The 11,876-nt window shown below is 71.2% G+C and carries 12 protein-coding genes and 1 tRNA gene; 8 read left to right on the top strand and 5 right to left on the bottom strand.

From position 1 onward, the window contains the following. The first annotated feature begins 52 nt into the window (after positions 1–52). Positions 53–1,087, top strand: coding sequence for a DMT family transporter (locus F6B42_RS07150; RefSeq protein ID WP_150418943.1), 1,035 nt, complete (start codon positions 53–55; stop codon positions 1,085–1,087). Here F6B42_RS07150 and F6B42_RS07145 read toward each other — a convergent pair. From F6B42_RS07145 to F6B42_RS07135, 3 genes are all read right to left on the bottom strand, one after another. Continuing rightward, entirely contained in the window at positions 1,023–1,496 is a 474-nt protein-coding gene (locus tag F6B42_RS07145; protein ID WP_150418942.1) for an Lrp/AsnC family transcriptional regulator, read from the bottom strand. The genes F6B42_RS07150 and F6B42_RS07145 overlap by 65 nt on opposite strands. A gap of 112 nt (positions 1,497–1,608) precedes the next feature. Continuing rightward, complete coding sequence (locus F6B42_RS07140; protein ID WP_150418941.1) at positions 1,609–2,217, bottom strand: histidine phosphatase family protein; 609 nt, start codon at positions 2,215–2,217, stop codon at positions 1,609–1,611. A gap of 26 nt (positions 2,218–2,243) precedes the next feature. Further along, positions 2,244–3,092, bottom strand: a complete 849-nt coding sequence (locus F6B42_RS07135; RefSeq protein ID WP_150418940.1) for a Sir2 family NAD-dependent protein deacetylase — start codon at positions 3,090–3,092, stop codon at positions 2,244–2,246. Between the two features lie 53 nt (positions 3,093–3,145). Between F6B42_RS07135 and F6B42_RS07130 the strand changes: the two genes are divergently transcribed. Continuing rightward, a complete protein-coding gene (locus F6B42_RS07130; protein ID WP_150418939.1) occupies positions 3,146–3,937 on the top strand; it encodes a TrmH family RNA methyltransferase in 792 nt (263 codons plus the stop codon). Between the two features lie 22 nt (positions 3,938–3,959). Here the strand turns inward: F6B42_RS07130 and F6B42_RS07125 are convergent, their stop codons facing one another. Next, the gene (locus F6B42_RS07125) at positions 3,960–4,811 is read right to left on the bottom strand and encodes an SGNH/GDSL hydrolase family protein (RefSeq protein WP_150418938.1); all 852 of its coding nucleotides are present in this window, start codon (positions 4,809–4,811) and stop codon (positions 3,960–3,962) included. Between the two features lie 97 nt (positions 4,812–4,908). Here F6B42_RS07125 and F6B42_RS07120 point away from each other — a divergent pair, with 97 nt between their 5' ends. From F6B42_RS07120 to F6B42_RS07105, 4 genes are all read left to right on the top strand, one after another. Then, complete coding sequence (locus F6B42_RS07120; protein WP_150418937.1) at positions 4,909–6,744, top strand: DEAD/DEAH box helicase; 1,836 nt, start codon at positions 4,909–4,911, stop codon at positions 6,742–6,744. 97 nt (positions 6,745–6,841) lie between these two features. Further along, positions 6,842–6,926 (top strand) — tRNA-Leu (locus tag F6B42_RS07115). 109 nt (positions 6,927–7,035) lie between these two features. Further along, a complete protein-coding gene (locus tag F6B42_RS07110; protein WP_150418936.1) occupies positions 7,036–8,334 on the top strand; it encodes a M20/M25/M40 family metallo-hydrolase in 1,299 nt (432 codons plus the stop codon). Between the two features lie 9 nt (positions 8,335–8,343). Continuing rightward, a complete protein-coding gene (locus tag F6B42_RS07105; RefSeq protein WP_150418935.1) occupies positions 8,344–9,177 on the top strand; it encodes an undecaprenyl-diphosphate phosphatase in 834 nt (277 codons plus the stop codon). Between the two features lie 21 nt (positions 9,178–9,198). On the opposite strand, the gene F6B42_RS07100 is transcribed toward F6B42_RS07105, so the two are convergent. Next, complete coding sequence (locus F6B42_RS07100; RefSeq protein ID WP_150418934.1) at positions 9,199–10,065, bottom strand: PAC2 family protein; 867 nt, start codon at positions 10,063–10,065, stop codon at positions 9,199–9,201. A gap of 120 nt (positions 10,066–10,185) precedes the next feature. Here F6B42_RS07100 and F6B42_RS07095 point away from each other — a divergent pair, with 120 nt between their 5' ends. Continuing rightward, positions 10,186–10,866 carry an HAD family hydrolase gene (locus tag F6B42_RS07095; RefSeq protein ID WP_150418933.1) on the top strand — a complete coding sequence of 227 codons (681 nt, stop codon included), beginning with the start codon at positions 10,186–10,188 and terminating at the stop codon, positions 10,864–10,866. After that, on the top strand, positions 10,863–11,873 hold the full coding sequence (locus F6B42_RS07090) for a tRNA (adenine-N1)-methyltransferase (protein WP_150418932.1): 1,011 nt from the start codon (positions 10,863–10,865) through the stop codon (positions 11,871–11,873). Before F6B42_RS07095 ends, F6B42_RS07090 begins: the two co-directional genes overlap by 4 nt. The last annotated feature ends 3 nt before the right edge of the window (positions 11,874–11,876 follow it).

The raw sequence follows: 11,876 nt of genomic DNA, 5'->3' as shown, positions 1-11,876 counted from the left end.
CCGCTACTGTCACTAGCGTAATCACTTTCACTGCTGACAATCGAGGGTGCTCATGACGAACCCCACCGCGTCCCTCCCCATCATCCCGGCTCCGCTCGACGTCCCTCGGCAGCTGTCGGCGGGTCGGCGCTCCGCCGGTATGGCGATGGCCGTCGCATCAGCTCTGGCGTTCTCATCCAGCGGCCCGCTCGTCAAGCCGCTCCTCGAGAACGGGTGGACGCTCGGCACGGCGCTCCTCGTGCGCATCGGGATGGCGGCGCTCATCCTCTCGCCGTTCCTCATTCGAGCCGTCGCCCGAGAGCGCGGACTGTTCCGCCGGCACGGGCTCTCGTTCCTCGCTTTCGGCCTCATGCCGGTCGTGGGATGTCAGCTGTTCTACTTCTCGGCGATGCAGCGGATGCCGGTGGCCGTCGCACTCCTCATCCAGTACCTGGCCCCCGTGCTCCTCGTCGCCTGGGTGTGGCTGCGCACCCGCCGTCGCCCGTCTCGCGTCGTGATGGCCGGCACGGTCGTCGCGATGCTCGGTCTCGTGCTGGTCGTCGACATCGCGGGGGCGCGCTTCGACTCCTGGGGCACCGTCCTCGCCCTCGGGGCCGCCGTCTGCACCTGCGTCTACTTCGTCATGGCCGAGCGAACCGGCGACGCGCTGCCGCCGCTGGTGCTCGCCGCGGGCGGCATGGTCGTCGCGACCGCCGCGATCGGGCTGCTGCTGCTCACCGGCATCCTGCCGTTCGCCGTCGACGGCGCCCTCGCGCCCGTTCTCGGGCTCGACGTCCCGCCCCTGCTCGTGCTCGTCTGGGTCGGAACGGCGACCGGCATCGCTTACGCCCTCGGCGTCACGGCCGTCCCCCGGACGGGGTCACGGCTGGCATCCTTCATCGGGCTGTCCGAGGTGCTCTTCGCCCTCGGGTTCGCGTGGCTTCTGCTGAACGAGGCGCCGGCTCCGGTGCAGTTCCTCGGCGGCGCGCTCATCCTGATCGGGGTCGTCCTCGTCCGACTCGATCCCGCGGAATCGACGGTGCTCAGCTCTGTCGACGACCCTGTTCCAGCAGCGGGCGGACGCGATGCGAGATCACCTCGTCCATGATGAGCGAGGTCTCGGTGCGCTCGACGCCGTCGATCGCGAGGATGCGTGCATCGATCGCGAAGAGATGCTGGGTGTCACGCGCCACGACGCGCACCATCAGGTCGACCTGGCCGCTGAGGCCCTGAGCCTGGATCACCTCGGGGATCAGCTCGAGCTCGGCCGCGATCCGGGGGAGGTCCGGCTGGCGCAGCACGACGCTCACCAGGGCCTCGATCGGGAACCCGAGCGAGCGCGTCGAGATCGAGCGTTCGTACGACAGGAACGCGCCCGAACGCTCGAGCCGTGTCATGCGCGCCTGGATGGTGTTGCGCGACATCCTGAGTCGTTCCGAGAGGGCGACGACGGTCGCTCGGGGATCGTCCGCCAGCGCATCGAGAAGTGCGAGGTCGACGGAATCGTGGCTTGCCATATCGCTGAACGCTAGCACCGCGGATGCCGCGATCCGACGCGATGTGCGCTCTATGACGCGCGCATCGAACGAGACCGTCGGTGCCGCCGGTGGCGCGCGCAGGGGGTCGGTGTCATGCGGGCAGCAGGACGGGCGAGTCGATGAGGCTCAGCCGGTCGCGCTCCCAGCGGAAGGTGTGGATCGAACCGTTGGCCAGCCGCACGCCCTGCGCGGGGAAGGACCCGCCGGTCGCATGACGGATGACCTCGCGGATGAGCGCGCCGTGAGCGACGACCACGAGATCGGGGGAGGCGGATGCGTGGTGGCGACGGGCGTCGCCGACGGCATCGCCGAGGGCGGCGAGTGCACGGCGACGGACATCGGGCCAGGGCTCGGCGCCGGGGACGTCGGCGACGGCCCACTCGCCCCACCGCGCGTGGAACTCCTCGATGCCGACGCCTTCCGCATCGCCGTAGTTGCGTTCGCGGAGTCCGGCGTAGGTGCGCGGCGGCCTCACCTCGAGGGCGGACGCGATCAGCTCGGCGGTCTCCCGCGCTCGCGCGAGGTCGCTCGAGGCGACGGCGAGGGCCGCATCCGCGGGCAGCGCGGCGCGGAGAGCAGCCCCGACCGCGCGCGCCTGATCGCGACCCGTCTCGTTGAGGGGGATGTCGGTGCTCCCCTGGATCCGCCGCTCGCGGTTCCAGTCGGTCTCACCGTGTCTCACGAGCGTCAGGATCGTCACCCCTCGAGCCTACGCGCCGCCCCGGGTCAGGCCGGGCGGGGGAGGGTGTCGGCGAGCGCCCGCAGCACCTCGGACGCGCCGCCGTCGATCTTGACGGTCGCCTTGGGGTCCGACCTCGTCGCGCCGCGATTGACGATGACGACGGGCAGGCGCCGCCGCCGTGCGCGCTCGACGAGGCGGACACCGGAATTGACCACGAGCGATGACCCGGCGATCAGCAGCGCGTCGCTCGTCCGGACCAGCTGCTCGGCCTCGGCGAACTTCTCGACGGGGACGAACTCGCCGAAGAAGACGACGTCGGGCTTGAGGACACCCCCGCACACCGTGCACAGGGGCACGACGAACTGATCACTCGCGCCCGGCAGGACATCGCCGTCCGGTCCGATCTCGACGTTCTCGGGGACGGAGATCCACGGATTGTCGGCTTCGATGCGTGCGGCGAGATCGCGGCGGTCGAAGACCTGCCCGCAGTGCATGCAGTACGCGCGGCGCATCGTGCCGTGCAGCTCGACCACGCGGCGATTGCCCGCCCGCAGGTGCAGCCCGTCCACGTTCTGCGTGATGACGCCCGACACGACGCCGGATCGCTCGAGGTCGGCGAGGGCGAGGTGTCCCTCGTTGGGATGCGCCGCGGCGAAGATCTTCCAGCCGAGGTGACTGCCGATCCAATACCGCCGCCGAGCGGTGTCGCTGGCGGCGAACTCCTGCGAGGTCATGGGGGTGCGAACCGGCGCACCGGCGCCGCGATAGTCGGGGATGCCGGAATCAGTCGAGACCCCGGCGCCCGTCAGCACCGCGATCCGGCGGCCGCTCAGGGCCTCGACCGCCCGCGCGAACTCGTCGCCGTCGGCGACCGGAGGACTCGGATGCTGCACGCCTCCCACTCTACGAGCGTCGACGTGCTCGGGACGCGTGTCAGAGTGGGGGCGTGCCTGTCATCGCCGTGGACGACCCCGCCGACCCCCGCCTCGCGGACTACCGCGACCTCACCGACGTCGCCCTGCGCCGGGTGCTGGAGCCGGCCGGCGGGCTGTACATGGCGGAGTCGGCGAAGGTCATCTCGCGTGCCCGCGCCGCCGGCCACCGGCCGCGTTCGCTCCTCGTGCAGGAGAAGTGGCTGGACGACGCGATCCCCCTCGCGGGCGACGCGCCCGTGTACGTCGTCTCCGACGCCGTCGCCGAGCAGCTCACGGGGTACGCCGTGCACCGGGGCGCGCTGGCCGCGATGCATCGTCCCGAGCTGCCGGCGCCGGCCGACGTCGTCGCGGGATCGCGCCTCGTGCTCATCCTCGAGGACATCGTCGATCACACGAACGTCGGGGCCGCCTTCCGCGCGGCGGCCGGCCTCGGCGCCGACGCCGTGCTGGTGTCGGAGCGCTGCGCGGATCCGCTGTACCGCCGTTCGGTGCGGGTCAGCATGGGGACGGTCTTCCAGGTGCCGTGGACGCGGCTGCCCGCCTGGCCGGAGGCACGCAGCATCCTGGGCGACGCGGGCATCCATCTCGCCGCGCTGGCCCTCGCCGACGACGCCGTCTCGCTCGAGGACTTCGCCGCAGCGCGACCCGAACGCCTCGCGCTGCTCCTGGGCTCGGAGGGCGACGGGCTCAGCCGCCGCGCTCTGGCCGCCGCCGACACGGTCGTGACGATCCCCATGGCGGGCGGCGTGGATTCGCTCAACGTCGCCGCGGCGAGCGCCGTCGCGCTCTGGGCGCTGCGCTGAAGCCGGCCCCCGCGGCGCGATCTCAGTTGCCGGGGTCGTCGGGGCGACGGGGCGCGACGGGAAGGGGCTCCGGACGCTTCGCCGTGACGTTGTCGCCGGAGGACTGGTGCCGCAGTCGTCGGAGCACCCACGGCACCAGGTACTCCCGCGCCCACACCAGATCGTTGCCGCGAGCGGCGCGCCAGGTGAGCGGGCGCAACGTCTCGGGCTGCATGGGCTGCAGCTCGTTCGGCACATTCAGCGTGCGCAGCACCATACGGGCGATCTCGTGGTGTCCGAGCGCGTTGTAGTGCAGCCGGTCGTCGTCGAAGAAGCGCATGTCCTGCACCTCTTTGAGCGCCCACTGGTCGGCGACGATGGCGTCGTACCGGTCGGCGATCGCCCGGATGTTCTCGTTGTAGATCGCCACCCGGCCGCGGATGCCGCGGAACACCGGCGTGAAGTTCGTGTCGATGCCGGTGAACAGCACGAGGGTCGCCCCCGTCGACGCGAGGCGGACGACGGCATCCTCGAACTGCTGGGCCACCGCGTCGGGATCGGCACCCGGTCGGATGACGTCGTTGCCGCCCGCCGAGAAGGTCACGAGGTCGGGCTTGAGCTCGAGGGCCGGCTCGATCTGGTTCGCGACGATCTGGCCGATCAGCTTGCCGCGGACGGCGAGGTTGGCGTAGGCGAAGTCCGGGACCTGCGAGGCGAGCACGTCGGCGACGCGATCGGCCCAGCCCCGGTGGCCGCCGGGGGAGTGCGGCTCGGGGTCTCCGATGCCCTCCGTGAACGAGTCGCCGATGGCGACCATACGGCGCCACGGGTGGGCCGTCTCGTTCGCGACGTAGGGACTGCGGGCGGCGTCCTCGGACGGCTCGTTCCTTCTCATCGACTCCCACCTTCCGGCCGCGCGATCGGCACGGCTCCATCGAGGCTATCTCCCGTGCGGGCGCCGGTGTGGGCGGTGTCGTTTAAGGTGGTCCCTCGTGACAGAGGACCAGCAGGAGCATTTCGGAAGCTTCGCCGCCGAGCACCTGTCGCCCTCCTTCCCGCAGCGCGCCCCGTGGGGAACGGCCCAGCGCCTGCGAGCGTGGCAGGCCGAGGCGCTCGATCAGTACTTCGGGGCAGACGGGCCCGACGGGGTCGGGCGCGGCCCGCGCGACTTCCTCGCCGCCGCGACCCCGGGCGCCGGCAAGACGACCTTCGCGCTCCGATTGGCCTCCGAGCTGCTGCGACGGAACGTCGTGGACCGCATCGTCGTCGTCGCCCCGACCGAGCATCTGAAGACCCAGTGGGCGGATGCGGCCGGCCGTGTCGGCATCCGGCTCGACCCGCGCTTCAGCAACCGGCATGCCGTGCCTGCCCGCCACTACCAGGGCGTCGCCGTGACCTACGCGCAGGTCGCCGTGAAGGCGTCCGTGCATCAGCGCCTGACGATGGACGCGCGCACGCTCGTCATCCTCGACGAGGTGCACCACGGCGGTGACGCCCTCAGCTGGGGAGACGCACTGCGCGAGGCCTACGGCCGCGCGACCCGGCGCCTGCTGCTCTCGGGCACGCCGTTCCGCAGCGACACCGCGCCGATCCCGTTCGTCGAGTACCACCCCAACGACAAGGGCATCCGGCTCTCTCGCACGGACTTCAACTACGGGTACGGCCGCGCCCTCGCCGACGGCGTCGTGCGGCCCGTGCTCTTCCTCGTGTACGCGGGCCACATGAAGTGGCGCACGAAGACCGGCGACGAGTTCGAGGCGCACCTCGGTCAGGACAACACGAAGGACATCACCTCGCAGGCGTGGCGGACGGCTCTCAACCCCGAGGGCGACTGGATCCCCGCGGTGCTGCAGTCCGCCGATCGCCGCCTCAGCGAGGTGCGCCAGGATGTTCCGGATGCCGGCGGCCTCGTGATCGCGACGGATCAGACGGCTGCTCGCGCCTACGCCGACATCCTGCACCGGATCACCGGCGAGGCACCGACGGTCGTGCTCTCGGACGACAAGGCCGCGTCGGGCAACATCGAGATCTTCGCGCAGGCGACGACGCGCTGGATGGTCGCCGTCCGGATGGTCTCCGAAGGCGTCGACGTGCCGCGTCTGGCTGTGGGCGTGTATGCCACATCGTCGTCGACCCCGCTCTTCTTCGCGCAGGCCATCGGACGATTCGTCCGCGCCCGTCGTCGCGGTGAGACGGCGAGCGTCTTCCTCCCGAACGTTCCCGTGCTGCTCGGCCTCGCGTCCGAGATGGAGCGCCAGCGCGACCATGCCCTCGATCGCGAATCGGGCGACGACGACGGGCTCGAGGACACGCTCCTAGCCGAGGCCGAGAGCGAAGACAAGGCGTCCGACGCGCTGACCGAGGAGTTCTCGTTCCAGGCGCTCGGATCGGTCGCCCACTTCGACCGCGTGATGTTCGACGGGGCGGAGTTCGGTCAGCTCGCGGTACCCGGCACCCCCGAGGAGGAGGAGTTCCTCGGCATCCCGGGGCTGCTCGAACCCGAGCACGTGCACGAACTCCTCATGCAGCGGCAGACGCGTCAGTCCCGTCACCGGACCGCTCGCGAGGCGCGCGAGAAGGAGGCGGGAGCGCCGAGCGAGCCCGCCGAGCCGCAGAGCACACTCCCCGAACCGCTTCATCGATCCCTGAAGGAGCAGCGGCAGCTTCTGAACAGCCTCGTCGGGCTGTACGCCCGACAGAGCGGCGAGCCGCACGGTCAGATCCACGCCGAGCTGCGGCGCGTGTGCGGTGGACCGGCGGTCTCGCACGCGACCGTCGCCCAGCTCCAGGCGCGGATCGGCGTTCTGCGCTCCCGCGTGCGGTCGTGAGAATCTGCGCGCGCCACGCCCGGCGTGCCGCCGATTCTTCGGCACCGCGGCGACGTGTTAGTGTTGATCCTCGGTTGGGAACAACCGGAAAAACACTGCGCGGGTGGCGGAATAGGTAGACGCGCTAGCTTGAGGTGCTAGTGCCCGTATAGGGCGTGGGGGTTCAAGTCCCCCCTCGCGCACAGTGCGAGAAGGCCCCGGACGAGATGCAGATCTCGGCCGGGGCCTTCTTCGTTTCCGCGTGCGATGCGGCGGTCGGGCGGGCGTGCGCGTCGCGGGTAGCGTTGGACCATGCCCGAGCTCGACGAACTCCCCGAGGTCGCCCGCGTCGCGCGAGACCTCATCCGATTCGACACCACGAACTTCGGCGAGGGGCGGTCCCGGGGCGAGCGCGAAGCGGCCGAGTACGTCGGGTCCTACCTCGAGTCGCTCGGGCTCCGCCCGGAGTACTACGAGCCCGTCGAACGACGCACGAACGTGAGCGTGCGCATCCCGGGCGCGAACCGCGACAAGCCGGCACTCGTCCTCCACGGGCACCTGGACGTGGTCCCGGCGGTCGCGGAGGACTGGAGCGTCGACCCGTTCGGCGGTGTCGTCCGCGACGGCATGCTGTGGGGTCGCGGCGCCGTGGACATGAAGAACATGGACGCGATGATCCTCACGTCGGTCGCGGATCTCCTGCGCGCCGGTCAGCAGCCGGAGCGGGACCTCATCGTCACGTTCTTCGCCGACGAGGAGAACGGCGGCGTCGAGGGCTCTCAGCTGGTCGTCCGCGATCGGCCGGAGTGGTTCTCGGGAGCGACCGAGGCGATCAGCGAAGTGGGCGGGTACTCGATCGGCGTCGACGGGCGGCGTGCCTATCTGCTCCAGGTGGGGGAGAAGGCACTGGTCTGGCTCCGCCTGCACGCGACGGGTCGTGCCGGTCACGGAAGCCGGCTGCATCCCGACAACGCGATCACGCGGCTCAGCGAGGCCGTCGCCCGGCTCGGACGCGCGCAGTGGCCGATCGAGCTGACGTCGACGACCCGCCGGCTCGTCGACGACCTCGCCGCCCTGAGCGGTCGCGACGCGGCCGACCCGGACGGGGTCGTCGCAGCCACCGGCGCGACGAGCCCCTTCCTCGCGTCGACGTTCCGCACGACGGCGAACCCGACCGGACTCGCCGCCGGCTACAAGCACAACGTGATTCCGGATGCCGCATCCGCCGCCATCGACGTGCGCACCCTGCCGGGTCAGGAGGACGCTGTCCTCGCGGAGATCCAGCGGATCGTCGGCGACGACATCCGCATCGAGATCGTGCACCGAGACATCGGCCTGGAGGTCCCCTTCGAGGGGTCCCTCGTCGACGCGATGGTCGGCGCGCTCGGGCGCCACGATCCCGGTGTGCCGGTGCTGCCGTACCTCATGGGCGGCGGAACCGACAACAAGGCCCTCGCGGAGCTCGGCATCGCCGGGTTCGGTTTCGCGCCGTTGCGCCTCCCGCCCGAGCTCGACTTCACCGGTATGTTCCACGGTGTCGACGAGCGCGTCCCGATCGATGCGCTCGTCTTCGGCCAGCGCGTGCTCGCCGATCTCATCCGCACGTACTGAAAGGCCCCCATGCAGCTTCTCGAGGCCATCATCCTGGGCGTGATCCAGGGCCTGACCGAGTTCCTGCCGATCTCCTCGAGCGCGCACCTGCGCATCGTGGGGGAGTTCCTGCCCTCCGCGCAGGACCCCGGCGCCACGTTCACCGCGATCACGCAGATCGGCACCGAGCTCGCCGTGCTCGTGTACTTCTGGAAGAAGATCACCCGGATCATCGGCCGCTGGTTCCGCTCGTTCACCGGCTCCGTCCCGCGCAACGATCCCGACGTGCGCCTGGGCTGGGTCGTCATCATCGGGACGGTTCCGATCGGCGCCCTCGGGTTCCTCTTCCAGGACGTCATCCGCGACACCTTCCGGAACCTCTGGCTCGTCGCGGTCGTCCTCATCGTCTTCGGCATCCTGCTCGGCGTCGCCGACGCGCTCGGGCGCCGCGTCCGAACCGAGAAGGATATGACCTACGGGCACGGTCTCACGCTGGGCTTCGCCCAGGCCCTCGCTCTCGTGCCGGGCGTGTCGCGCTCGGGGGCGACGACCACGATGGGGCTGGCGCTCGGCTACACGCGGCCCGCCGCCGCGGAGGTCGCCTTCCTGCTCGCGGTTCCGGCCGTCTTCGGCTCCGGCCTCTACGAGCTGCTGCAGGCGCTGCGCGAACCGGGCTCGGCGGTCTTCAGCCTCGGCGAGACGGCCGTCGCGACGGCCGTCGCATTCGGTGTCGGACTCGCCGTGATCGCCTTCCTCATGCAGTACCTCAAGCGCGGCAGCTTCCTGCCGTTCGTGCTGTACCGGCTGGGTCTGGGCGCCGTGCTCATCGTCCTGCTGGCGACCGGGGTCGTGCAGGCGTACTGAGCGGCGGTCTGGGCCGAACGCTCAGCGACGCGGCGGCCGGCCCCGCCCGGGGCCGGGGCCGCCGTCGCCGCGGTGGCGCAGGTAGCGCTCGAACTCCTGGGCGATCGCCTCGCCCGACGCTTCGGGTGAGTCCCACGTGTCGCGGGTCTGCTCGAGCTGCCGGATGTACTCCGTCATCTCCTCGTCGTCGGCCGCGGCGGCGTCGATCGTCGCCTCCCACGCCAGCGCCTCGCCGGGAAGCGAGCCCCGGGCGACCTTCGCTCCCGTGATCTCCTCGAGCTTGTCGAGGAGGGCGAGCGTCGCCTTCGGCGACGGCGAATGGCCCGCGACGTAGTGCGGCACGCTGGCCCAGAGCGACGCGGTCGGGATGCCGGCCTCCTCGGCGGCAGAGGTGATGACCGACAGGATGCCGACGGGTCCCTCGTACGTCGAGCGCTCGAGCGAGAGCGCGCTGCGCAGCTCGTCGTTCTCGCTGCTGCTGAACACGGTGATGGGGCGGGTGTGGGGGACGTCCGACATCATCGAGCCGAGGGCGACGATCCCCGTGACGTCCTCGCTCAGCGCCGCATCGATGAGGTCGGCTGCGAAGGACTTCCACGCGCGCGCCGGCTCGGCGCCCGACAGGATCCACAGTCGAGTGCCGCGCGCGGTGGCCTGCGGACGCCAGATCGTGGCTTCGGGCCAGCGCAACGCGCGGCGGCCGTCGGCATCCGTCTCGACGTGAGGGCGCGAGTACATGTAGTCGAAGTAGAGCTCGGGATCGACCGAGAACACGCGCTCGTACGAGCGGGAGCCGCGAAGCTGGTCGGTCGCGGCCGTGGCGGCCTCGCCGGCGTCGTTCCATCCGTCGAAGGCCACGACCAGTACCCGCCGTCCGAGTGTGTGCACCCGTCCTCCTTCCGCGCGACAGGTCTCCACGATACGCCGCACCCGGCGGCCCCGGGTCGGCGCCGCGCCTGCCGCGATGCCGAGACACGGCGTGCCCCGCCCGTCGGTAGCATGGGGCGAGTGACTTCGCCGCTCCCCGCCGCCGTCCTCTGGGACATGGACGGCACCCTCGTCGACACCGAACCGTACTGGATGGCCGCCGAAGGCCCGCTCGTGACGAGCCACGGCGGCACGTGGACCCACGAGCAGGCGCTCGGGCTCGTGGGGCTCGGACTCCACGACTCCGCCCGCATCCTTCAGGACGCCGGCGTGCAGATGGCTGCCGACGACATCATCGACCACCTCACCGAGACCGTCTCGCAGCAGCTCCGCACCGACGGCAACCCGTTCCGGCCGGGTGCTCTCGAGCTGCTGCGCGGCCTTCGCGAGGCCGGCATCAAGACGGCTCTCGTCACCATGTCGATGCGCCGGATGGCCGATACCGTCGTGTCGGCGATGCCGTTCGACGCCTTCGACGCGGTCATCGCCGGAGACGATGCGCGGCGCCCGAAGCCCCATCCGGACGGATATCTGCAGGCGTGCGAGGCTCTCGGCGTCGATGTGGCGGACGCCGTCGCGATCGAGGACTCCCCGAACGGCCTGCGCGCCGCCGTGGCCTCCGGGGCCGTGAGCATCGGCGTCCCCCTCATGGTGCCTCTCGAGGGCGTCGGGGCGCATGCCCTCTGGGACACGCTCGAGGGCCGCACCGTCGCGGACCTCGCCGCCCTTTTCGCCGAGCACCGAACCGGAGACCGATCATGACCGAAGATCTGCAGCCCCGCGGTCCGTTCCGTTACGGCGACCGCGTGCAGCTGACGGGGCCGAAGGGCCGGATGCACACCATCACCCTGCGGGAGGGCGGCGAGCTCCACACCCACCACGGCGTTCTGCGGCACGAGGCGCTCGTCGGCCAGCCTGACGGCTCGGTCGCCGTCAACAGCGGCGGCCACGAGTATCTCGCGCTGCGGCCACTGCTGCGCGACTTCGTGATGTCGATGCCCCGCGGCGCCGCCATCGTCTATCCGAAGGACGCGGCGCAGATCCTCGCGGCGGGCGACATCTTCCCCGGAGCCACGGTCGTCGAGGCCGGCGTGGGCTCGGGTGCGCTGTCGCTGTGGCTCCTGCGCGCCATCGGGTCGACGGGGCGGCTGCGTTCGTTCGAGCGACGCGAGGAGTTCGCCGAGGTCGCCACGGCGAACGTGACGACGTTCACCGGTGGCCTGCCCGACAACTGGGACGTCGTCGTCGGCGACCTCGTCGAGGAGCTGCCCGGCGCCGTCGAGCCCGGATCGGTCGACCGCGTCGTCCTCGACATGCTCGCGCCCTGGGAGTGCATCGACGTCGTGGCGGACGCTCTGGCACCCGGGGGAGTCGTGCTCTGCTACATCGCGACCGCCACCCAGCTCAGCCGTGTCGCGGAGTTCATCCGCGGCACCGGGCTGTTCACCGACCCCGAGGCCTCCGAGACGATGATCCGCGGGTGGCACGTGCAGGGCCTCGCCGTGCGCCCGGACCACCGGATGGTCGCCCACACCGGCTTCCTGCTGACCGCGCGCCGCCTCGCACCCGGTGCCGTGCCGCCCGACGTGCGCAAGCGGGCTTTGAAGAAGCCGACCTACGCCGATGACGACGTCGAGATGTGGACTCCGGGAGCCGTCGGCGACCGCGAGATCACCGACAAGAATCTCCGCAAGCGCGTCCGCGAGGCCCAGCGCGCGGCCGACGGCGCTCGGATCGCGGCGTCGGGCGGCGACGGCGAGTCCGCGTAGACT

It is taken from the genome of Microbacterium radiodurans (genome assembly GCF_008710705.1).
In the GTDB taxonomy this organism is placed as follows: domain Bacteria; phylum Actinomycetota; class Actinomycetes; order Actinomycetales; family Microbacteriaceae; genus Microbacterium; species Microbacterium radiodurans.
Note: the sequence above shows the minus strand (reverse complement) of the source record. Positions and strands in the feature narration are given on the sequence as shown.

What these genes read in the sequence shown, in the direction of transcription:
- F6B42_RS07150 (WP_150418943.1), top strand. Translation starts at nt 53, where the DNA reads ATGACGAACCCCACCGCGTCCCTCCCCATCATCCCGGCTCCGCTCGAC.
- F6B42_RS07145 (WP_150418942.1), bottom strand. Translation starts at nt 1,496, where the DNA reads ATGGCAAGCCACGATTCCGTCGACCTCGCACTTCTCGATGCGCTGGCG.
- F6B42_RS07125 (WP_150418938.1), bottom strand. Translation starts at nt 4,811, where the DNA reads ATGAGAAGGAACGAGCCGTCCGAGGACGCCGCCCGCAGTCCCTACGTC.
- F6B42_RS07110 (WP_150418936.1), top strand. Translation starts at nt 7,036, where the DNA reads ATGCCCGAGCTCGACGAACTCCCCGAGGTCGCCCGCGTCGCGCGAGAC.
- F6B42_RS07105 (WP_150418935.1), top strand. Translation starts at nt 8,344, where the DNA reads ATGCAGCTTCTCGAGGCCATCATCCTGGGCGTGATCCAGGGCCTGACC.
- F6B42_RS07090 (WP_150418932.1), top strand. Translation starts at nt 10,863, where the DNA reads ATGACCGAAGATCTGCAGCCCCGCGGTCCGTTCCGTTACGGCGACCGC.